This window comes from Thalassovita mediterranea, assembly GCF_001458435.1.
Lineage (GTDB): Bacteria > Pseudomonadota > Alphaproteobacteria > Rhodobacterales > Rhodobacteraceae > Thalassobius > Thalassobius mediterraneus.
The window spans coordinates 303,839-324,607 of sequence record NZ_CYSF01000012.1 but is presented as its reverse complement, the minus strand read 5'-3'; the positions used below and the strand labels follow the sequence as shown (position 1 = coordinate 324,607).

At 58.8% G+C, this 20,769-nt stretch carries 21 protein-coding genes and 1 tRNA gene; 8 read left to right on the top strand and 14 right to left on the bottom strand.

Annotation, left to right across the window (positions count from 1 at the left end; genetic code table 11):
* Nucleotides 1-63: 63 nt before the first annotated feature.
* The 11 genes from TM5383_RS12740 to TM5383_RS12690 form a co-directional block, all read right to left on the bottom strand.
* A complete protein-coding gene (locus TM5383_RS12740) occupies nt 64-1,791 on the bottom strand; it encodes a hypothetical protein (protein ID WP_058319409.1) in 1,728 nt (575 codons plus the stop codon).
* Nucleotides 1,791-2,930 (bottom strand): protein-glutamate methylesterase/protein-glutamine glutaminase, encoded by a 1,140-nt coding sequence (locus tag TM5383_RS12735; protein WP_058319408.1) that lies wholly within the window; start codon nt 2,928-2,930, stop codon nt 1,791-1,793. The genes TM5383_RS12740 and TM5383_RS12735 overlap by 1 nt, the downstream gene beginning before the upstream one ends.
* Nucleotides 2,931-2,933: 3 nt before the next feature.
* Nucleotides 2,934-3,767 (bottom strand): CheR family methyltransferase, encoded by an 834-nt coding sequence (locus TM5383_RS12730; RefSeq protein WP_058319407.1) that lies wholly within the window; start codon nt 3,765-3,767, stop codon nt 2,934-2,936.
* Nucleotides 3,764-4,291 carry a chemotaxis protein CheW gene (locus TM5383_RS12725; RefSeq protein ID WP_058319406.1) on the bottom strand — a complete coding sequence of 176 codons (528 nt, stop codon included), beginning with the start codon at nt 4,289-4,291 and terminating at the stop codon, nt 3,764-3,766. Before TM5383_RS12725 ends, TM5383_RS12730 begins: the two co-directional genes overlap by 4 nt.
* A 101-nt stretch (nt 4,292-4,392) precedes the next feature.
* Entirely contained in the window at nt 4,393-4,893 is a 501-nt protein-coding gene (locus TM5383_RS12720; RefSeq protein WP_058319405.1) for a chemotaxis protein CheW, read from the bottom strand.
* On the bottom strand, nt 4,890-6,902 hold the full coding sequence (locus TM5383_RS12715) for a chemotaxis protein CheA (protein ID WP_058319404.1): 2,013 nt from the start codon (nt 6,900-6,902) through the stop codon (nt 4,890-4,892). Before TM5383_RS12715 ends, TM5383_RS12720 begins: the two co-directional genes overlap by 4 nt.
* Nucleotides 6,902-7,267, bottom strand: coding sequence for a response regulator (locus TM5383_RS12710; protein ID WP_058319403.1), 366 nt, complete (start codon nt 7,265-7,267; stop codon nt 6,902-6,904). The genes TM5383_RS12715 and TM5383_RS12710 overlap by 1 nt, the downstream gene beginning before the upstream one ends.
* A 30-nt stretch (nt 7,268-7,297) precedes the next feature.
* A complete protein-coding gene (locus TM5383_RS12705; RefSeq protein WP_058319402.1) occupies nt 7,298-7,582 on the bottom strand; it encodes a hypothetical protein in 285 nt (94 codons plus the stop codon).
* 126 nt (nt 7,583-7,708) lie between these two features.
* Nucleotides 7,709-9,304 carry a methyl-accepting chemotaxis protein gene (locus tag TM5383_RS12700; RefSeq protein ID WP_058319401.1) on the bottom strand — a complete coding sequence of 532 codons (1,596 nt, stop codon included), beginning with the start codon at nt 9,302-9,304 and terminating at the stop codon, nt 7,709-7,711.
* Nucleotides 9,305-9,650: 346 nt separating this feature from the next.
* Nucleotides 9,651-11,825, bottom strand: a complete 2,175-nt coding sequence (locus tag TM5383_RS12695; RefSeq protein ID WP_159438564.1) for a response regulator — start codon at nt 11,823-11,825, stop codon at nt 9,651-9,653.
* Nucleotides 11,826-12,095: 270 nt separating this feature from the next.
* Nucleotides 12,096-12,172: transfer RNA gene (locus tag TM5383_RS12690), tRNA-Met, on the bottom strand.
* Nucleotides 12,173-12,651: 479 nt separating this feature from the next.
* Here TM5383_RS12690 and TM5383_RS12685 point away from each other — a divergent pair.
* The 5 genes from TM5383_RS12685 (at nt 12,652) to ureC (ending at nt 16,322) form a co-directional block, all read left to right on the top strand.
* On the top strand, nt 12,652-13,425 hold the full coding sequence (locus tag TM5383_RS12685; RefSeq protein ID WP_503169798.1) for an urease accessory protein UreD: 774 nt from the start codon (nt 12,652-12,654) through the stop codon (nt 13,423-13,425).
* Between the two features lie 7 nt (nt 13,426-13,432).
* The gene (locus TM5383_RS12680; RefSeq protein WP_058319398.1) at nt 13,433-13,735 is read left to right on the top strand and encodes an urease subunit gamma; all 303 of its coding nucleotides are present in this window, start codon (nt 13,433-13,435) and stop codon (nt 13,733-13,735) included.
* Nucleotides 13,736-13,751: 16 nt separating this feature from the next.
* Nucleotides 13,752-14,060 (top strand): urease subunit beta, encoded by a 309-nt coding sequence (locus TM5383_RS12675; RefSeq protein ID WP_058319397.1) that lies wholly within the window; start codon nt 13,752-13,754, stop codon nt 14,058-14,060.
* Between the two features lie 77 nt (nt 14,061-14,137).
* Nucleotides 14,138-14,542, top strand: a complete 405-nt coding sequence (locus tag TM5383_RS12670; RefSeq protein WP_058319396.1) for a lysozyme inhibitor LprI family protein — start codon at nt 14,138-14,140, stop codon at nt 14,540-14,542.
* 19 nt (nt 14,543-14,561) lie between these two features.
* Nucleotides 14,562-16,322, top strand: a complete 1,761-nt coding sequence (gene ureC / locus TM5383_RS12665) for an urease subunit alpha (protein WP_058319395.1) — start codon at nt 14,562-14,564, stop codon at nt 16,320-16,322.
* 17 nt (nt 16,323-16,339) lie between these two features.
* Here ureC and TM5383_RS12660 read toward each other — a convergent pair whose 3' ends face one another.
* The gene (locus TM5383_RS12660) at nt 16,340-16,663 is read right to left on the bottom strand and encodes a hypothetical protein (protein ID WP_197407404.1); all 324 of its coding nucleotides are present in this window, start codon (nt 16,661-16,663) and stop codon (nt 16,340-16,342) included.
* Nucleotides 16,664-16,826: 163 nt separating this feature from the next.
* Between TM5383_RS12660 and ureE the strand changes: the two genes are divergently transcribed.
* From ureE to ureG, 3 genes are read left to right on the top strand one after another with little or no spacing between them, the layout of a single operon-like run.
* Nucleotides 16,827-17,348 (top strand): urease accessory protein UreE, encoded by a 522-nt coding sequence (gene ureE, locus TM5383_RS12655; protein ID WP_058319393.1) that lies wholly within the window; start codon nt 16,827-16,829, stop codon nt 17,346-17,348.
* The gene (locus TM5383_RS12650) at nt 17,338-17,982 is read left to right on the top strand and encodes an urease accessory protein UreF (protein WP_058319466.1); all 645 of its coding nucleotides are present in this window, start codon (nt 17,338-17,340) and stop codon (nt 17,980-17,982) included. Before ureE ends, TM5383_RS12650 begins: the two co-directional genes overlap by 11 nt.
* On the top strand, nt 17,979-18,614 hold the full coding sequence (ureG, locus tag TM5383_RS12645) for an urease accessory protein UreG (protein ID WP_058319392.1): 636 nt from the start codon (nt 17,979-17,981) through the stop codon (nt 18,612-18,614). The genes TM5383_RS12650 and ureG overlap by 4 nt, the downstream gene beginning before the upstream one ends.
* A gap of 147 nt (nt 18,615-18,761) precedes the next feature.
* Here ureG and TM5383_RS12640 read toward each other — a convergent pair whose 3' ends face one another.
* Together TM5383_RS12640 and TM5383_RS12635 are read right to left on the bottom strand one after the other, a co-directional pair.
* On the bottom strand, nt 18,762-19,667 hold the full coding sequence (locus TM5383_RS12640) for a LysR family transcriptional regulator (RefSeq protein WP_058319391.1): 906 nt from the start codon (nt 19,665-19,667) through the stop codon (nt 18,762-18,764).
* 133 nt (nt 19,668-19,800) lie between these two features.
* Nucleotides 19,801-20,685 carry an AEC family transporter gene (locus tag TM5383_RS12635; protein WP_231725149.1) on the bottom strand — a complete coding sequence of 295 codons (885 nt, stop codon included), beginning with the start codon at nt 20,683-20,685 and terminating at the stop codon, nt 19,801-19,803.
* Nucleotides 20,686-20,769: the final 84 nt, after the last annotated feature.

Sequence of the window (20,769 nt, the reverse complement as noted above, 5' to 3'; positions counted from 1 at the left end):
CTTTTAGTTACCCTGTGCCATCGCCGCGCCCGGCACTGGCACAGGTTCTTTGCGATGGGCAATCTAGAAGAAGATATCGTCCAGATCATCCTCTGCCTCAGCGGCTGGCTCTGCTGCAGCTGGGGCCGCAGCGGCAGGCGCAGTTACAGCGGCGGCGTCTTCGATTGCCGGCTCTTCTTCTTTCAGCTGGCTGAACATCACATCCTGAATGTCACGCTCGGCCTGCATAGTGTAGACTTTGTGGATCTCGGCCAAATGATCGATGAACGCCTCGCTCACCAAACCGCGATCAAGCGGCAGCGGCGCAAGGGCTACCTTTTCCACCTGATCTAGCAGCTCCAACTCCTCGACGAAGTTCTCAAAGGAATCCGCGCTGCTGACAATCGCGTGGGCGATTTGCGGCGCATCCCCTTCGAGGCTGGGCAACAGCTTTTCCAGAACTTCACGTGCCTGTTGCAGCGCCGGATCCTCGTTGTCCATATGGCTGATGTCGGCCCCTTCGCCCCCTTCGGCCTCGCGCGCGGCCCAGGCCTGCATTTTGGCTTTGGTCTGCTCCATCGTTTCAGCAAACTTGTCGAACGTCACAGGCGCCTCAGAGATCACTTCGTTGATCTGCTGTGAGATCATGATCATATCCATCGCCTGTTTGAACCCACGGGCACAGGTGATGATGGTGTTCAACGCGGCAAGCTGCATCTGGAATGCGTTGTCAGACAAGACCTTGGAATGGCTGGCCAATGCGGTGTCCGCTTCGTTCAGACGTTCCTGCGTGCGCTGCTCGGCTTCGGCGCTGGCGGCGAAGTCAAACGCCTTGCCGTCAATAGGTGCCGCAGCATTGGTCAGCGCATAGGCACTGTCCTGAAAGGAGCGCGCGATCTCTTCGCAACGTGCAAGGAAATCCTTCTGACGTTCACGAAGCGAAGCAAAGAGCTGTCGAGCTTTGCGGGTATCGGTGATAGTCTCAGTCACCGTTTCCTGCATTTGCGCCCGCGCCAACAGGGTCAGACTGGCGGCCTCGGTTGAATGCGGCGGATGCAGGGACGCACGTTCGGTGATGAAGCGTACATGCTCTGCGCGCTGACGCGACCGATCCCCGACCTGCAGCGCGGAAATCACTTCGGACACGTCCTTTTCGGCAACCGCCACATAGTCCGACAGCCATGCCGAAGCGGTGGACGCCGCCTTCATCCCTTTTTCCAAAGAGATCAGCGCAGCTTCCAGTGCTTTGGCCTTGGGCTTTAGGGTAGAGAACAGGGCGCGAGCGCGCGCCTCGACGTTCTGGCCCATGTCCTCGGTAGTGGTCACAATGGTGTCGATCACATCGAACATTTCCGACACCAGATTGGTGGCATCGCCGGAAATATCAGAAATGCTCTCGGCCAGCCGGATCAGCTGCGCGCCCAGCGCCTTGTGACGGTGGCTTTGTGCAATAATACGGGCGTTCAGCGATACGATGTTGGACGACTGAATGATCTTTGACAGATCTTTCAGGGTCGACGACATCTTGCGACCATTGTCGCGCAGATCCTGCACAAACGCCTTGGCGTCTTTGCTGTTTTCATCAATCTGCGCCATCAGGTCGGCAATAGCGCCCTGCTTTTCATTGATCTGCACCAGATTCTCCGGCGCCAGCAGCTGATCCAGATCAGCCACCCCTTTGCGCAGGGTTTTGGTGGTATCAAAAGCAAAGAACAGCTTGTCCAGAATATCAGTCAGTACCGTTTCCATACGCAGGAACGGCCCGTCGTTGATCGCCGGAACGGTGGGTGCGGTCATACGGAAATGCTGCATCAGCGCACACCTTTCGCTGCGATCTTGGCCAGATGGCTGCGATCAAAGGCTGTAATATTTTCAGCGATTTTGCTGAGATGAACGGCATTTTGGGCCGCGCCACGTTCTACCGCTTCGCGCGGCATACCGTAGACAACACAGGACTCTTCGTTCTGCGCCAGCGTGGTCGCCCCCGCTTCGCGCATTTCCAACATGCACTGGGCACCGTCGTCCCCCATGCCGGTCATAATCACGCCCATAGCATTCGCACCGGCCTGGATAGACAGAGAGCGGAACAGCACATCCACCGACGGACGGTGACGGCTTACCGGCGGACCATCGATCACACGGCAGGTGTAATCGCGTCCGCTGCGCTCAACGATGATATGATGGCTGCCGGGCGCAACCACGGCCATGCCGCGGGTCAGCTTGTCACCATCGCGGGCCTCTTTGATGTTGATGTCGCACAGCTTGTTCAACCGGTTGGCAAAAGCTTCGGTGAACTTTTCCGGCATATGCTGAACGATCGCGATGGGCGGGCTGTCTGCGGGCAGCATCTGCAGCATCTTAGCCAGTGCCTCGGTCCCACCGGTGGAGGCACCAATACCGATGATCGGCGGTGTGTTCAGAACCGGCGGCGCATTGGGATTGCGGGCGGCCATGATCACGTCAGCGGATTGTTTTTTCTGTGGTTTCAGTTCGCGGGCAGGCGGACGACGCTTGCGCGCCTTGGGGCTCACGCGGGCATGGGCGGCTGCACGGATCGCATCGCATACACGGTTCATCCCGTGATCATCGCGCGACAGCGCACCGATTGCAGACTTTGCCAGCACCTCAACCGCGCCCATTTCCAACGCCTTCATCGACGCAGAAGAGCCTTTTTCAGTATGGTTCGAACAGATCACCACCGGCATCGGGTGCTGGGCCATGATCCGACGCAGAAAGGTCAGGCCATCCATCCGCGGCATTTCCACGTCCAGCAGCATCACGTCCGGCAGGCCTTTGCGCATTTTGTCTGCGGCATCAAAGGGATCTTTGGCCATGTCCACGACCTTCAGGTCGGACTGGGTTTCGATCATATTCTTGAGCATGGTACGCGCGGTGAGGCTGTCCTCGACAATCATCACCTTAATTTGCTCGTCACTCGTTACAGCATTCATTGGTTATGCCTCCTTCCGGAACACAGCCGCCGCTTTTTGAACCAAACGCGGGTCCGCAGCGACAGAGGTTTCCGAATGCCCCACAAACAAATAGCCACCCGGTTTCAAATGATCGGTGACCGAGGACACAACGCGGCGCTGGGTCGCGTCGTCAAAATAAATCAACACATTCCGCAAGAAGACCACATCCATCATCTTCTCAACAGGATAGGCCTTATCCATCAGGTTCATTTGCGCAAACCCGACACGATCACGCAATTGTTTCACAACGCGGGTCAGCTGACGGCCGACACTGTCGTGGCCTTCCTCCAGGTAGAGCGCGCGCATGTCATCAGGCACATCTACAATCTCCTCAGGGGTGTAGATGCCTTTGCGCGCTTTGCGCACCATTTCCGTCGACAGGTCGGTGCCAACGATGGAGAAGTTGAAACCAGCAGACCGTTTGCCATGCTCATTCAGCACCATGGCAGTGGTGTAGGCTTCTTCGCCGCTGGAACTGGCCGCGGACCAGACCTTGAAGGTCTGCGCCTTTGGATGGGTCGGCAGAATGTTTCGCACCAGATAATCGAAATGTGCATCCTCGCGGAAGAAATCGGTTTTATTGGTGGTCATCACGTTAATGATCTGGGGCAGCTCGGTTTCAAGCATCCCCTCTTTCATCACCATCTGCAGATAGGTGTGCAGATCGCGGATCCCAAGGGCGCGCACACGCTTGCGCAGGCGGCCTTCAATCATCGTGCGTTTGTTTTCGGGCAGCTGGATCCCTGTTTTACTGGTGATGATCTCACACAGTTTTTTCTGCAGGGCGCGGTCAGCTTCTAATGTTGCTGTGCTCATCCTGCCTCCCGATACGCGTCTTGATCCGCGCCAACCTGCTGATGGAATTCAGAAATAACCCCGGTGCTGAACATGCCGTCCAGGTTCAGAACAGTGACAAAGCCCCCATCGCGGCGGCCAACGCCGGCAACCATACGGTTGTCCCAGTTCAACAGGCCTTCGCTCGCGAACTCTTCCAAACGATCGTCATCAAGGCGGGTGACCTCAAACACACGATCTGCACGCAGCCCTACGGCATGCTCTTTGCCCGCAACATTGACCAGCAGCACAATGATGCGCGTGTCTGGTTCATTGTCGCGATAGGGACGAGCCAGAAGCAAACGCAGGTCTGCCACCAGAATGCTTTCGCCGCGCAGGTCAATATACCCCAGCAGGAAGTCGGGGGTATGAGGCAGCGGCGTGACGGGTTTGGGATCAAGGATCTCTTTGACACGTACGACCGGCAGCGCGACCTTCTCATCGCCCAGACCACAGGTCAGGTAGGTTTTCTGGACTTCGTCCACGGTTGTATTGGTCTCAAACACCTTAGGCCTCCTGCAAAATTTGGATGGGGCAAAAGCGGGGCATCAGCCCGGCAGGTGCCGGTAGTTTTTCAATGTTTTGTTCGCGCATGGTCAGGTCCGCCTTAGCCGAGGCTTTCGTCGGTGGGCATCGCACCCAGATAGGTTTCAGCGATGCGTTCAACGTCGATCAGATTGACGAAACCATCTTTCCAACGGCCAATGCCTTTGATCGCGCCCTGCGGCCAACGGGTGCCAACAGAAGGCACTTTCTGGATCGTCTCAGGATCCAGCGCCAGAACGGCGTGTACCTTTTCAGCGATCACGCCCAGGGTCATCGTGCCCTCTTCCAGTGCCAGTTCCAGCACCAGAACGCGGGTGTCGATATCAAACGGCTTCTGTTCCATCTCGAACAGAGGACGCAGATCAGCCACCGGCAGCACAACGCCGCGCACGTTGATCAGACCCGCGGAATAGGGACCGGCCAGCGGCACACGGGTCAGCTTGGGCGGTTCCAGCACTTCGCGCAGGATGCGGGTCGGTACGACCAGCAGTTCACCACCCATCTCAAAGGCGACCATATCCTTCAGGTCGTCCTCGCTTGCAGATACCAATTCTAGGGTCATGCTGCTTGCTCCTTCCCGTCGTGATCAAGGCCTTGCGCCTTCACCAGTTGCGCCACATCCACGATCAGGGCCACGTCGCCATCGCCAAGGATCGTTGCCCCGGAGAAGACATTGAGGCGGCTGTGCATCGGAGACAGCTGTTTGATCACCGTCTGGTAGGATCCGATGATGCGATCCACCGCCAGACCGATCTGTTGATCGCCAGTGCGCACCAGAACCACCTTGGGGAATTCAGCGCGTTCGCCACCGGTTTCAAAGATCTCGCGCAGGCGCATGATCGAAATCAGCTTTTCGCGCAGTTCAACGGTGGTGGTTGGCTCTTGGCCATCACGGATCGCTTCGGGCTCTTCGACGATGCCCTCAACCGCGGCCAGCGGCACGGTGTAGCGTTCTTCGCCAACCTGCAGAAGCAGGCCGTCGATGATCGCCAGTGTCAGCGGCAGACGCAGGGTGAAGGAGCTGCCTGCGCCCAGTTCCGATTCAATCTCAACCGAACCGCGCAGTGCTTCAACGGTGGATTTCACCACATCGGTGCCCACACCGCGACCAGACAGATCCGTCACCTGTTCCGCAGTAGAGAAGCCCGGCGCCATCAGCAGCTGGAAAATCTCGCCACGCGACAGGTTGGCATCTGCCGACACCAGCCCACGGTCGATCGCACGACCAAGGATAAAGTCAGGGTCCAGACCCTTACCGTCATCCTGAACCGAGATCAGAACATCCGCACCGGAATAGGACGCCTTCAGGCGCACCGTGCCACGCGCGGGTTTGCCATTGGCCACACGGGTGTCGTTATCTTCCAGCCCGTGATCCACGGCGTTGCGCAGGATGTGGACCAGCGGATCGGACAGTTTTTCGATCACTGTCTTGTCCAGTTCGGTCTCTTCGCCCTCGATAACGAAGTCGAAGTCCTTGCCGGTTTTGCCCGCCAGATCATGCGCCAGACGCTGGAAGCGACCGGTGATCGACGACAGCGGTGTCAGGCGGATCGCCATGGTGGTATCACGCAGACCCAGCGCCAGACGGCGGATGTCTTCGACCACCTCTGTCAGGTTCGGATCGTTCAGCTTTTGCGCCAGATCGCTCAAGCGCGCCTCGGCAATCACCAATTCACCGACGCGGTCCATGATGTCATCCAGACGTTCAGCAGATACGCGCATCTGCACGTTAGCGGAGCCGGATTTCTTCGCCGCAGGCTTCTTGGCCTCAGCCTTCGGTGCTTCTGCTGCCGGAGCATCCGCAGATGCCACCGGCTCTGCCGAAACCTCAGCCACTTCAGCGGCAGCAGGGGCCGCCGCGCGGATCGCGGTCAGTTCCAGTTCCATCGAATCTTCATGGAACATGAAAACGTCGCGGATCTCTTCTTCGTCGGCATCCGCAGGCAGGGTCAGTTCCCAAGCGGTGTGCAGCTCATTCGGTTTCAGTTCTGCCAACGAGGGCAGACCATCCAAAATCGCCTCAACCTTGGTTTCAGGGCCGCCAATTTCCAGCAGCTCTTCGAGGATCGCCACAGGATTGCCACCGATCTCCATGAACTCGGGCGGCAACTTGTAGCGCAGCTTCCAGCCCTCGGTCTCACCATCCGCTTCGGCTTCGGCAACTTCGGCCACCTCAGCTCCAGCGGCTGCAGGGGCCGCACCGCCGCTGGTAACGGCAGACAGGGCTGCCTTCAGCTCAGCATCCTGCTCGGCAGGCGGGTCTTCACCTTCCAGAAGGGCAACGATCAGGTCATAGGCCCGCAAGGACACCGCGATAAGATCGGGGGTCACAACTGCATTGCCGGAACGCACCTGTTCAAAGGCCGCTTCGAAGTCATGGATAAACTCTGCCAGACGAGCAAAACCGAACATAGCGCCGGTGCCCTTCAAGGTGTGCAGATCCCGGAACACCTGAGTGACCAGTTCCATGTCTTCGGGGGTGGAGTTAAGCTGCAGCAGGCATTCCTGCAGGCTCTCGATTAGCGCTTCCGTCTCTTGGCGGAAGATTTCCTGGGTTTCCTCATCAATCATCAGCCGACGACCTTTTTCACCACGGCCAGCAGTTTGGCCTGTTCAAAAGGCTTCATCACCCAGCCCAGCGCACCGGCGGCTTTGGCTTGGCTTTTCAGGTCGCCTTCGCTTTCGGTGGAGAGGAAGATGATCGGCACGCCCGAGGACGAGGGATCATTGCGATATGCCTGAATGAACTCGATCCCGGTCATATTCGGCATGTTCTGGTCGGTGATGACCATGTCAAAGCGTTTGGCCTTGGCTGTATCCAGTCCCTCAGCGCCGTCTTCGCACTGGGTTACCTCATAGCCTTCCTGCTGCAGGGTCATTGCGACCATCCGCCGAACCGATGGCGAGTCGTCGATAATCAGAATTTCTTTACTCATGTCATACTACCTTCAGCAATTTGGGTCGTTTCAGGCCGCTTGGGCCAGAGCGTTGTCAAACCCCGTGGTGGCAAGCATCGCACCAAAGGGGGCTACATCCTTCAACGGCGCAATCGCGTCGGATTTAACCTTTCCGTCGCGCATAGCTGCACAAAGCAGCTGACCCAGACCAAAGATCACCGCACTCGGGGTGTCATCGGCCAGTTCCGCAACCAGGGCGCAGCTCTCTGCCGCTGCCAGCTGGTCGCGCAGCGGCACCAAGCTGTCGAATGTGCTGGTACTATCCAGCGCGATTTTGATTTCCGTTTCCGGCATCAGGGTTTCCTTTCATCGCGACCGGGCCAAAGTCGCGGGTTTCTCACTCAGGGCTGCAGGGGGCCTGCGTGCAGCACAGGGGGGGGGACGGCCCCACGGAATACCCCGCGGGACCGACCAAAGGGATCAAGACGCGATCTTAAAATCTGCTTCGTCTTCGGCGTCGCCGCTCAGATCAATCGCCGCGACCTCTGAAGTGTCAGGCGCTGCCACCTCGGCACCGTCCACGCGGAAGAACGAGATTACATCAGCCAGCTGTTCCGCCTGACTGGACAGTTCAGTCGCGGCAGACGACATTTCCTCGGCAGCGGACGTGTTTTCCTGTGTCACACAGTCCAATCGCTGTACGGATTCGTTGATCTGGCTAGAACCGATCGCCAATTCACGCGATGCACCGGTGATGCCGCTGACAAGTGCGGCAGTTTTTTCAATGTTGGGCACCAAAGTTTCCAACATCTCGCCAGCGGTGGCGGCACTTCTGACGGTGTCGCTGGACAGTTTGGAAATTTCCGACGCCGCCTCTTGGCTGCTTTCGGCCAGTTTACGTACCTCAGCGGCAACCACCGCAAATCCACGGCCATGTTCACCAGCACGCGCAGCCTCAACCGCAGCGTTCAGAGCCAAGAGGTCAGTCTGACGCGCAATTTCCTGCAGAACATTGATACGCTCCCCGATGGTTTTCATGGCCTTGACGGCATCTGCCACTGCAACGCCGGAACGCTGCGCTTCGTCGGCAGAGCGGCGCGCCATTTCTTCGGTCGAGATCGCATTTTCCGAACTGGAGGAAATATTGGCAGACATCTGTTCAACCGCCGAAGACACCTCTTCGGTCGAGCTGGCCTGCACAGATGCCCCTTCGGACAGCGATTCAGACGTACCCGCCATTTGGTCCGCACCTGCAGCCAGATTGCGCACCGCGCTACCGACGTTGTCCACGGTTTCGCGCAACTTGACCACCATGTCGTTCTGCGCCTGCAGCAGATCAGCAATTTCATGTTTGCCGCTCACCTCGACCGTGCGGGTCAGATCGCCCCCGGCAACACTTTGTGCCAGGCTGATGGATTGACTCAGGCCTTTGGACAACGTGCGCAGGATCAACAGCGCTGATACCAATGCCACAATGCCTGCCACGATTGCCGCAACAATCAGCTTGCTGCGTGCGCTGGCAAAGTCAGCTTCGGACTGTGCAATCGACGCATTCAACTGCGTCGCTGCGGTTCTTTGCAGCTTCATCGCCGCCGCGGCTGCTGCCTGCACGGCCTTTGCTGCAGAATCATGGTAGATTTCAGCCGCTTTTGCCGGATCCGACTGCTTGGCGCGGATCGCATCGTTGGACAGGGCGTAGAACTTGCCGATCTCTTCTTTCAGCACCGCCAAGGACGCCTTTTCATCCTCTGTTGCCAAGGCTTCCAGCTCTTCCAGCACAGCACCCAATTGGGCGTTCTGAATGCCAATCTCGTCTTGTTGGCGCACGATACGGGCGGCCGCATCGGCTTCGCCCTGCCAGTCAATGATGATGTCGGCGCTGTCCAAACGAATGCCCTGCCCCAGAATAAACACCTGCTGGGCGTGCATCAGTTTGCTCGCATCCTGTTTTGCCACGCGCTGAAGCGCGGCATTGGCACCGTTCAGTTGCTGCACTGCAAACAGCACCGCCCCCGCAAAAATCAGCAAAAGCGCCATGAAGGTGAATGCCAGCCTTGCCTTGATCGTCAATCTCATCGGATTTCCTCTTTGGGTTCACAAATGAGGTCCATGCACCCCTCTACCGGCCACACACGCTGGACCTGAACGGACCGAGCGGCGGCACATCGGATCATGAGATCGGATCGTGGGAGAGGGTCGACGGCTGGGAACACGGAAACACACACTTGCACTAAAAACTGTTCAACGACGCCAAAGCGCCCTGACTTGAACATACGACAGCTCAGAGAGGAGTTTTCGCAGAGTCTACGGATTCACTGCTGCACCTAGGCGTCAGGCTAGCGCGCGCCCATACTTAAGACTCGGGGCATAAAACCGTCAGGAACCCTAGCAAGCGCCTGCTCACCTCAATGGTGTGTTCGGGTTACATCTTTGCCTGAATATTGGGCACGGCGCACAGTTGTTCGATCTGTGCAGACAGCGAATCCATCGAAATCGGCTTCAACATGTAGTCATTCATTCCCGAGCGCAGAAACCGCTGGTTGCTGCCCTGTGAAATGTTCGCTGTTAGACCCAAAATGGGGATGTGCGGACGCCCTGTGGCACGCTCTTCTTCGCGGATAGCGCGGGTCATTGCGTACCCTGACAGATCAGGCATTTCGCAATCGGTAATGATCAGATCCAATTTGTTTTCGCGCCAATGCGTCAGACCCTCTTCGCCGCCCGAGGCACTGACAACGTGGTGGCCCAAAATATCCAACTGCGACCTCAGCACATGCAGGTTGATCATGTTATCGTCCACAATCAAAACCCGTTTCACCGGATCAGACCCCGTCACAACAGCCGAGGAAAGCACCGCCGGCGGCGGCGCAAGTGTGTGAATTCCTGACGGGTCTGCCGATCCTGCATCCGCACAAGCTGCACATTCTGACAATGCCTCGTAAAGGTCGCTGCGCAACAACGGGATCATCGGCAGGACAAAAACACGGCCTGCGCGTTTTTCCATCAACTGGCTGCGATCGATGGTCCCCAAGAGAACCGAGGCACCTGGATAGCGGCGTTGCAATTGCGCACATTGAGCGTCTTGCTCGTCCTGCGCCATTGGCTGCAGCAGAAAAACCGTATCAGACCCGCTGATGTGCCCCAGATCCTGCCCCACCCTATGGAACTGCAAATCGCGCACTGCCGTACCGAGCATGCGCTGCATACCCATTTGCCAGGTCGGACGGAAATCACCCAGACAGACAACGCGCAACCGCGACAGATCTGGCAAAGTGTCCTGCGCATCGATCGCTTCATAGGGCAACATCAATGTAATGGTCGTACCGCGCCCTTTGATGCTCTCGACGGTCATCTCTCCATGCATCAATTCGATCAGGCGCTTGGTGATCGCCATACCCAATCCTGTGCCACGCATTTTTGCCTGCGCCGCATCGCGCCCCTGCACAAAAGGCTGACAGAATGTTTCGACCAACTCCGCCGACATCCCGATTCCATTGTCGACAACCAGCACCTCTAGGCAAGGCTGCCCCTGACCGGATTGGCAAGGCGCCCGCCGGACAAAGACACTGACCTCACCCGGGCGATCTGTCAGACTACTGGCGGAATACTTAATCGCATTGCCGATCACGTTCAGCAGGATCTGGCGCACCCGCCCCCCATCCAGCAATCCCCACGTCGGCAAATCCCGATCAATGAACAGCGACTGCTGTACCCCCTGCGATGCGCAAAGTGGCACCAAGGTCAACGCAACCTGTTCAAACAAAACGGGCACTTCGGTGCGGGTGCTTAGGATGTCTAGTTTATCCGCCTCCATCTTGGAGGCATCAAGAACGTCATCGATAATCCGCATAAGCGCAATTGCGGATTCGCGGATTGTGGCTGTCGATTTTTGCTGACTCGGCTTCAATCCTGAATGTTCCAGAATATCAATGGTTCCCACGATCCCATTCATCGGCGTGCGAATTTCATGACTCATATTGGCCAGAAAGCGGCTCTTGGCTTCGTAAGCATCCCGCGCCTCTTCCATGGCGCTGACCACAGCATGCGACGTCCGTTCTGCAGTGTAGGCGAAATAGCCAAGCTGCAGCGCGACTAAAATCCCAACACATAAAACGATGCCCAAACGCACGCCTGGCAACGCTTCGTAGCCGCCCGAGTTAGGCAAATCGAAATGTAGGGCAATGCTCCAGCTGTAATCGACAAAGGCGATTGTCGACATTGTGGCAATCGCGACCACCGCTCCCAGCAGGATCGCCCTTTCATGGTGCCAAGACAGCAACAGGAACGGCGCACCGACATAGGCCAGAAAGATCAACTCTGGCGGGGCCACACCGACGAAATAAATGCAATACATCAATGCCCATGTGGCGGAACCTAACAGCGTTCCCACACGTGCGATTAGATCAAACTCTTTTTTATAGAGCCACAGCACAAACAGCCCGACAGGCACATACGCCACTGCAAGGGCACAACCGACGCCATCATCAAACAACGAAAAGAAACCTAAAAACGGCAATGTGAGCAACAGACAGAACCGCACCACAAACAGCCCTAACGCATTGCGGCGCAGGCGCTCTTGCAGCAGCCTTAACGACATAAGGTCTTGTTGCGTTTCAATCATCTCAGTCGGCTGTCTTCTTTCCTTGCGCCGAATCCTAGCGATCAAAACCATTGATAAAAAACGATTTTTCCACCCAAGCAGAAGAGACTAGACATTGCAGTTTCAGAATGTGGCTCTCGTTGTTGTGCAAACCCCTTAGAAACAAGGGGACGGCGCATCCTAATCAGCCGAAAAACGTTGCAGCAAAGCAACACTTAAGCGCGACGCTACCGCGGCGACAACATTATCACAATTTTTAAGGGGTGATGGTAGCGGAGGAGGGACTTGAACCCCCGACACGCGGATTATGATTCCGCTGCTCTAACCAACTGAGCTACTCCGCCGAAGTGAGCGTGGAATTACGGCGAAGCAGCCGGAGGGTCAAGGGCGAAAATGACAAAAAGAAAGAAAATCCGCGTCTTTTCACGCGTCGCTCCTCAATGGTCCCTCCACCCGCTCACCGGCATAGGCCACGAGCGTCAAAAATAGTGTGCGCTGGCCTCATACGGTCGGCGCGTCCCAATCCGGGCACCTCTGCTCAAAACTTGGCTTTTTGGTTAAATATTCATCATATGCCCGAAAATTCGCCACGCATTTAATCCATTCCGGAGCCTTACGCGTCGTTCGCCCAATTTTCAGGCATGTTATCTTGCCACTTCGACTGCCTTCTCCCCCCATGTCCCCGCGGCAATGACTGTGCCCCCGCGACTGACACCCACATACCGGAGACCGGCAAATCCACCATCAGGCGATCATATCCCCATCGCAAGACGCCCCCGCAACACAGGCGTATAATCCGCCGCGGGCCGTCGGTCGTGGGCATTTGGCTGTCAAATCACAGCCTCGCGGCACAGCGGTTGCCCAATTGCGCACCTCTGGCTGCCTGAAACTGCTGTTCCCACAAACCCAAGAGCCCGCCATGACTGCGGTGCAACTTAATACTGCGGGCGGAATCACAGGCGGCGACCATCTGATGTTTGCCGCGCAAGCCGAAGAACAAAGCCATCTGCGCCTGACCACTCAGGCAGCTGAACGCATCTATCGCAGTGTTGATGGTCGCCCCGGAACCGTTGAGACATCGCTGACAGTCGCGGCAGGCGCCCGCCTAGATTGGTTGCCGCAGGAAACAATCCTGTTCGATCACAGCAGCCTGCGCCGCAGCATGCGGGTGGATCTGGCGCATGATGCGCGCCTGTTGATGGTCGAACCCCTGATATTTGGTCGCGCCGCAATGGGCGAAGTGTTGACCCAAATGTCCCTGCGGGACAGTTGGCGCATCTACCGCGATAACACCCTGATATTTGCCGATGCGTTGCGTTTTGAACGCGATTTGAATCTTCAAATGAAACGCCCTGCAATTGGCGATGGGGCCGGCGCGATGATGACAGCTCTCTTCGCGGCACCGGCGAACGAATGCGAAGCGCTGCTGGCACAGATCCGGCCGATGCTATCTGAAACGGCTGGCGCCAGCCTGCTGCGCCCTGATCTGTTGGTGCTGCGCGCTCTGGCAGAAGACGGCTTTTGCCTGCGCCGCGATATGATCCCCACACTGACACTGCTGAATGGCGCGGAGCTGCCGCGCACCTGGATGATCTGAGGAACCCATGCAACTGACACCCCGTGAGAAAGACAAGCTGCTGATCGCCATGGCCGCCGAAGTGGCGCGCAAACGACTGGTGCGCGGCGTCAAGCTGAACCACCCCGAAGCGATTGCCCTGATCACCGACGCGGTGGTCGAAGGTGCCCGCGATGGTCGATCCGTTGCGGACCTGATGCAGGCCGGTGCCGAGGTGATCAGCCGCGACGACTGCATGGAGGGCATCGCAGAGATGATCCACGAAGTGCAGGTCGAAGCGACCTTTCCCGATGGCACCAAACTGGTGACCGTCCACCAGCCGATCCGCTGATAGAGGAGGCATCTGAATGATCCCCGGCGAACTGCTGCCCGCAAGCGGCACCCTGGAACTGAACCCCGGCCAGCCCGTTGTCACCCTGATGGTCGCAAACACCGGCGACCGCCCCATTCAGGTGGGCAGCCACTACCACTTTGCCGAAGCGAACCCCGGCCTCGACTTTGACCGCGCGGCCGCCCGTGGCCTGCGTCTGGACATCGCCGCTGGCACCGCCGTGCGTTTTGAACCCGGCCAACGCCGCGAAGTGGCGCTGGTCCCGCTGGGCGGCGCACGCAAGGTTTATGGTTTTAACCAACAGATTATGGGGGCGCTCGACTGATCAGCGGGGACTTGACCAGTGCCATGTCATCCGGCGCACTGTGTCAGGGCCCTTTTAGATCACACCGGAGTTTTCAGATGATCCGTTTTCTACCTGCCTTCTTCCTTTGCGCTGCACTGCCCCTCGCCCCTGCGATGGCCGCGGATTGTAGCGATCCCGTCACCACGCTGGAGATGCGTATTTGCGCAGCCGAGGATTTGAAGCGCGCCGATGCGCAGCTGAACGCCGCCTATCGCGACGCCAAGGCAGCTGCAGCCGAGGCTGACGCCCTGCACGAGGAACGCGCCGACGGCGGTGCGGTTCATCACCTACGCGAAGCCCAGCGCGCATGGATCAAACTGCGCGATGCAGACTGCGCGCTGGCTGGTTTCCCATTTCGCGGCGGCACGCTGGAACCGGTTTTGATCACCAGTTGCCACGCCGATCTGACCGAAAAACGCACCGAAGATTTACGAGAGATCGCGCAGACCCTGCGCCACTAGACACCTTGAGGAGAGGCCGATGCCTGCCACAATTTCCCGCGCCGATTACGCCGCCATGTATGGCCCCACCGTGGGCGACCGTTTGCGTCTGGCAGACACCGACCTGATCATCGAGGTAGAGCGTGACCTGACCGCCGAACGTGCCGGTGCTGCGGCCACAGGCGGCAGCGGCGACAACGCCATGTACTACGGCGAAGAGGTGAAATTTGGCGGCGGCAAGGTGATCCGCGACGGTATGGGGCAGGCGCAGACCACCCGCGCCGCAGGGGCCGTGGACACGGTGATCACCAATGCGCTGATTGTGGACTGGACCGGCATCTACAAGGCCGACGTCGGCCTGAAAGATGGCCGCATCCACGCCATCGGCAAGGCGGGCAACCCCGACACCCAGCCAGGCGTCGACATCATCGCCGGTCCCGGGACCGAAGTGATTGCAGGTGAGGGCAAAATACTGACCGCTGGCGGCTTTGACAGCCACATCCATTACATCTGCCCGCAACAGATCGAGGATGCGCTGCATTCCGGCCTGACCACCATGCTGGGCGGTGGCACCGGCCCTGCCCACGGCACGCTGGCAACCACCTGCACACCGGGTCCGTGGCATCTGGGCCGGATGCTGCAATCGGCGGATGCCTTCCCGATGAACCTTGCCTTTGCGGGGAAGGGCAATGCGTCGCTGCCCGCAGCCCTTGAGGAACAGATCAAGGCAGGCGCCTGCGCGCTGAAACTGCACGAGGATTGGGGCACCACCCCAGCCGCCATTGATAACTGTCTGTCGGTGGCTGACGCGATGGATGTGCAGGTGATGATCCACACCGACACGCTGAACGAATCTGGGTTTGTCGAACACACGGTTGCGGCGCTGAAAGGGCGGACCATCCACGCATTCCACACCGAAGGTGCAGGCGGCGGCCACGCGCCGGACATCATCAAGATCTGTGGTGAGGAGCATGTTCTGCCCTCCTCCACCAACCCGACGCGGCCCTTTACCGTCAACACGGTGGATGAACATCTGGATATGCTGATGGTCTGCCACCATCTGGACAAATCCATCCCCGAAGACGTGGCCTTCGCCGAAAGCCGTATCCGCCGTGAAACCATCGCAGCAGAGGATATTCTGCACGACATGGGGGCGTTTTCGATCATCGCATCCGACAGTCAGGCCATGGGCCGTGTGGGTGAGGTGCTGATCCGCACCTGGCAGACCGCGGACAAGATGAAGAAACAGCGCGGTCGTCTGCCTGAGGAAACCGGCGACAACGATAACTTCCGCGTGCGCCGCTATATCGCGAAATACACCATCAATCCGGCGATTGCCCACGGCATCAGCCATCAAATCGGATCGATCGAGGTGGGCAAGCGCGCCGATCTGGTTCTGTGGAATCCTGCCTTTTTCGGGGTGAAGCCGGAAATGGTGCTGATCGGCGGATCTATCGTCTGTGCGCAGATGGGTGATCCAAATGCGTCGATCCCGACGCCGCAGCCGGTCTATTCGCGGCCAATGTTTGGGGCCTTTGGCCGCGCGGTGGAAAACGCAGCCGTGACCTTTGTATCAGAGGCAGCGGTGGCCGAAGGGATCGGTAATCAGCTGGGTCTGGCCAAACAGGTGGTTGCGGTGGAAAACACCCGCAACATCGGCAAAAGCCACCTGAAACTGAACCACGCCACCCCACATGTGGAGGTAAATCCCGAAACCTATGAGGTGCGCGCCGATGGTGAATTGCTGACCTGCGAACCGGCTGAAAGCCTGCCAATGGCGCAGCGCTACTTCATGTTCTAAGGCGCGAACGGATTAGTTCAGTGCTGCAGGGTATCCGCAAACAGGCGCTTCATAGGCCAACCGGCGCGCACCATGCGACCGTCAACAGGCAGGCATTCCACGTGCACGCTCAGCTGTTCACGCCAATAGCGCGGGTTTTCGCGAACCTCATGGGGCAGCAGGGCGGGGTCAAATTCGGTTTCGCGGCGGGTGATAACGCGCACGCGGTTATTGCGCCCATTAGGCACGGTGCCTTCGCTGGCATGCACCGCCGCCTCCAGCGCGGCTTCGCGTTCTTTAAGGCGGGCAATCTCGGCGCGGATCTCGGCCAATTCGTCGGCAAGGCTGATTTTATGCATCATCTGGGTACACCCCGTGTTCATCATTTCCACCATTTGCGCTGCCAGTCATCGCTCGGATCGTTTGCAGCGCATCTGATGGAAAGCTGCAAGCGGCAGGCCAACTGACTAAGCCCTCGAAAAGACTCACAAAAGAATCAGCAAAGAATCATCTGGATCGGCAAAAATGACACAACAGCTCCTTGCCCAAACCTATCAGCCCCACCCTGCGGGCCCTGCGGCTGACAGCCTGACCCTCAGCTATGAGGATCGGTTTTTCCGCCGCAAACGGTTGCGCACCGATGGCGGGCAAATGGTGCTGGTCGACCTAGCACAGGTCACGTCGCTGGATCACGGCGGCGCACTGGAGGTGGCAGATGGCACGCTGATCGCCATTCAGGCCGCACCCGAACCGCTGTTGCAGGTGACAGGCGATGCGCTGCCACGTCTGGCATGGCACATCGGCAACCGCCACACCCCCTGCCAGATTGAGGCGGACCGTCTGCTAATCCAGCGCGACAAGGTCATTCACACCATGCTGGCCCATCTTGGGGCCGATGTGGTGGAGGTTATCGAACCCTTCACCCCCGAAGGCGGCGCCTATGGCCATGGGCGCACTCATTCCCATGAACATGGCGCCAGCACCCATACGCACCCGCATGGTTCCGGCGACGCAGGACATGATACGGAGCATGATCATGCTCACTAACCCGCAGCTTTTGACGCTGACGCAATGGCTGTCCCCCGCCTACCCCATTGGCGCCTTCAGCTACAGTCACGGGCTGGAATGGTCGGTGGAGGCCGGACAGGTGCGCGATGCGGAGAGTTTTGCCGCGTGGCTGTCGGACATTCTGGAACAGGGCAGCGGGCGCAATGACGTGATCCTGATGGCCGCGGCCTATGCCGCAACGCCAGAGGGGCTGGCAAAAGTGGATGAGATCGCTCGCGCCTTTGCCGCCAGCCGGGAACGCCTGCTGGAAACACAAGCGCAGGGCGCGGCCTTTGTCAAAATCACCGATGCCATTTGGGGCGATATGCCGACCAAGCTGACCTACCCCGTTGCGCTGGGGTATGCGGCGGCACGTCAGGATATGCCCTTGCCACAGGTCGCGGCGATGTACCTGCACGCCTTTGCCTCCAACCTCTGCGCAGCGGCAATGCGGCTGGTGCCACTGGGCCAGACAGAGGGCAACCGCGTGCTGCACACCCTCGCCCCACTGTGTGAGCGTTTGGCCGAACAGGCGCTGCAAGAAACCCTCGACGACCTCGGCGGGGCCTGCGTGCTGGCAGAGGTCGCATCGATGAAACATGAAACTCAATACACAAGGCTGTTTCGCACATGACACATCCGAACCAACCCCAGCTAAACGGCCCCCTGCGCATCGGCATCGGCGGCCCTGTTGGCGCAGGCAAAACCACGCTGACCGCCAACCTGTGCAAGGCACTGGGCGCAAAATATTCGATCGGCGCGATCACCAATGACATCTACACACAGGAAGATGCCGAAGCGCTGATGCGCCTGCAGGTTTTGGCACAAGACCGCATCATCGGCGTGGAAACCGGCGGCTGCCCGCATACGGCGATCCGCGAAGATGCCTCCATCAACCTTGCCGCTGTGGCTGAGATGCAAGAGCGGCACCCAGATGTGGAGGTAGTGCTGATCGAATCCGGTGGCGACAACCTGTCAGCCACCTTCAGCCCCGAACTGGCGGACCTGACCATCTATGTGATTGACGTGGCCGCAGGCGAAGAAATCCCGCGCAAGGGTGGCCCCGCGATCACCAAATCGGACCTGTTGATCATCAACAAAACCGATCTGGCCCCTCATGTCGGCGCCTCGCTAGAGGTGATGGAACGCGACGCTACGCGCATGCGGGCTGACCGCCCCTTCCTATTCGCAGCCCTGCGCCACGGTCAGGGTGTGGAAGAGATCGTCGCCCAGATAGAAGAGATTGGTGGGCTGGACACCGCCTGAGACACGCGCGCGCGTTTTCTGACGCCAGAAAACGCCGCCCCGCCACAAGTGTAGCGCACAAAAAAAGGGCCGAAGTGATCCTGTCACTTCGGCCAATTGCGCTGATTGGGCGCGAGGGGGAAATCTCTGCCTCAGGGCTTCGCGGGCTTACCAGTCAAACGGCCCCTTATCGGCGAACTCATGCACGAGGAAGTCGATGAAGGCGCGCACCTTCGGCTGGGTGAAACGACCCGGCGGGTAGACGGCATAGACGCCCTGCGTCTCCACCGGCAGATCGGGGATCACATCCTCAACCAGCCCCTGCTTCATCGCATCGGCATAAAGGTAGCTGGGCAGATACGCGATGCCGAGGCCAGCAACCGCCGCGTTCAACAGCGACTGACCATCATTCACACTCAACCCACCGGCGGTTCGGACCTGACGCTTCTCACCAGACGGCGCAGTCAGCTTCCAAACATTGCCGCTGGACTGGTTGGAATAGTGCAGCAGCTTGTGATCGTTCAGGTCATCGATTTTCTGCGGACGACCGTGCTTTTCAAAATACCCGGGCGCGGCGATCATGCGTTTCGTCGTCTCGGTCAGTTTGCGGGCACGCAGGGTGCTGTCTTCCAGCTCACCAATGCGGATCGCCATGTCAAACCCTTCGGAGATCAGCTCCACATAGCGGTTGTTCAGCACCATGTTGACGTTGATGTCCGGGAAATCCGACAGAAACTCACCCAGGATCGGGCTGAGGTGGTTCACCCCAAAATCCGTCGCCACCGAAATCCGCAGCAGGCCAGACGGCGCCGATTGCATCGATGTGACCAGCGCATCCGCTTCGCCCGCGTCGTTCAGCACGCGGCGGGCGCGGTCGTAATAGGCCAGACCAATTTCGGTCGGGGACACGCGGCGCGTGGTGCGGTTCAACAGGCGGGCGCCAAGGCGATGTTCAAGGCTCGACACATGTTTGGACACGGCGGATTTGGAAATCCCCATCTTGCGGGCTGCATCGGTAAACCCACCCTGATCCACTACGGTGGCAAAAGCTTCCATTTCGGTCAGGCGATCCATTGGCGTGTCCTTTTGGTGTTGCGTTGTTTCTCTCTTGGAAACATCTATCGACACCAAATCTGGCAGGATCTGGGCAGCGACCCGACAATATCGGGGTAATTGCACGGATCGTTCATGTCATGGAAACGGTAGATTAGCGCAGAATCGCCAGTTCGATCACCGTGATCCACAGTGGCAACGTCACCGCAGACAGCAGCGTCGTCTGCGCCACCAAGGTCGCAGGCCATTGCCGATCCGCGCCGAAACCTGCGGCCAGAACATGCGCCGCTGATGCGGTGGGCATAGCAGCAAACAACACCAACGTCGCCGCCACCGTGGGGCTGAGCGATAGCGCATAGGTCAGTCCAAGCGCAAAAACCGGCAGGGCCAGCAGTTTCGTTCCCACGATGATACCGCTGAACCGATCCAGCCGCGCCAGCGCCCCCCAGTTCATTGTTGCCCCCACAGAAACCAGTGCCAACGGGATCGCCGCGCGCGCCAACAATTCCAACGGCGCCAGCAACAGTGCAGGCAGCGACACGCCACTGATGCCGACCACCACACCCGCCAACGCCGCCAGCAAGAACGGATTGCGCGCCACACGCCCCACGGTCTGCCACAAAGACCCCGCATCGCGCGACAGCGCCGTCACCGCAAACACATTGGCCAACGGAATCGCCAGCCCAACGGCCACCGCCAGCGCCCCAAGTGGTGGCTGGCTAAGCGTTTCAACCGCCACAAAGGCCAGCGCGGTGTTAAACCGCCACGCCACCTGCCAGCAGCCCGCGAAATCCAGAAACCGCGTCGGCCCAAACCGCCGCGCCAGATAGCCCAGTGCCAATCCCAGCGTCATCACCGACCACACCAGTGGACCAATGGTGACGATGTCCGCCAACCCAATAGGCCGCGACGCCGCCGCCACAAAGATCAGCGCGGGAAACAACACCTCAAAGTTCAGCTTGTCCAATCCCTGCCATGCCGCCTGTGTCAGCCGGTTACGCAGCCCCCCACCCAAAGCGACCAACAGAAAACTGGGCATGAGCCCTAATAGGATTGTCAGAAAAACCATCAGCGGCCCCTCCAGGCCCAAACAAGCGTCACCGCATCTAGGGCGAAGCATCAG

Bases quoted from the DNA above. Each gene is read 5' to 3' on its own strand.
- TM5383_RS12740 (WP_058319409.1), bottom strand. From the start codon at position 1,791: ATGCAGCATTTCCGTATGACCGCACCCACCGTTCCGGCGATCAACGAC.
- TM5383_RS12735 (WP_058319408.1), bottom strand. From the start codon at position 2,930: ATGAATGCTGTAACGAGTGACGAGCAAATTAAGGTGATGATTGTCGAG.
- TM5383_RS12730 (WP_058319407.1), bottom strand. From the start codon at position 3,767: ATGAGCACAGCAACATTAGAAGCTGACCGCGCCCTGCAGAAAAAACTG.
- TM5383_RS12720 (WP_058319405.1), bottom strand. From the start codon at position 4,893: ATGACCCTAGAATTGGTATCTGCAAGCGAGGACGACCTGAAGGATATG.
- TM5383_RS12715 (WP_058319404.1), bottom strand. From the start codon at position 6,902: ATGATTGATGAGGAAACCCAGGAAATCTTCCGCCAAGAGACGGAAGCG.
- TM5383_RS12710 (WP_058319403.1), bottom strand. From the start codon at position 7,267: ATGAGTAAAGAAATTCTGATTATCGACGACTCGCCATCGGTTCGGCGG.
- TM5383_RS12705 (WP_058319402.1), bottom strand. From the start codon at position 7,582: ATGCCGGAAACGGAAATCAAAATCGCGCTGGATAGTACCAGCACATTC.
- TM5383_RS12700 (WP_058319401.1), bottom strand. From the start codon at position 9,304: ATGAGATTGACGATCAAGGCAAGGCTGGCATTCACCTTCATGGCGCTT.
- TM5383_RS12695 (WP_159438564.1), bottom strand. From the start codon at position 11,825: ATGTCGTTAAGGCTGCTGCAAGAGCGCCTGCGCCGCAATGCGTTAGGG.
- TM5383_RS12680 (WP_058319398.1), top strand. From the start codon at position 13,433: ATGCAACTGACACCCCGTGAGAAAGACAAGCTGCTGATCGCCATGGCC.
- TM5383_RS12675 (WP_058319397.1), top strand. From the start codon at position 13,752: ATGATCCCCGGCGAACTGCTGCCCGCAAGCGGCACCCTGGAACTGAAC.
- TM5383_RS12670 (WP_058319396.1), top strand. From the start codon at position 14,138: ATGATCCGTTTTCTACCTGCCTTCTTCCTTTGCGCTGCACTGCCCCTC.
- ureC (WP_058319395.1), top strand. From the start codon at position 14,562: ATGCCTGCCACAATTTCCCGCGCCGATTACGCCGCCATGTATGGCCCC.
- TM5383_RS12660 (WP_197407404.1), bottom strand. From the start codon at position 16,663: ATGATGCATAAAATCAGCCTTGCCGACGAATTGGCCGAGATCCGCGCC.
- ureE (WP_058319393.1), top strand. From the start codon at position 16,827: ATGACACAACAGCTCCTTGCCCAAACCTATCAGCCCCACCCTGCGGGC.
- TM5383_RS12650 (WP_058319466.1), top strand. From the start codon at position 17,338: ATGCTCACTAACCCGCAGCTTTTGACGCTGACGCAATGGCTGTCCCCC.
- ureG (WP_058319392.1), top strand. From the start codon at position 17,979: ATGACACATCCGAACCAACCCCAGCTAAACGGCCCCCTGCGCATCGGC.
- TM5383_RS12640 (WP_058319391.1), bottom strand. From the start codon at position 19,667: ATGGATCGCCTGACCGAAATGGAAGCTTTTGCCACCGTAGTGGATCAG.
- TM5383_RS12635 (WP_231725149.1), bottom strand. From the start codon at position 20,685: ATGCCCAGTTTTCTGTTGGTCGCTTTGGGTGGGGGGCTGCGTAACCGG.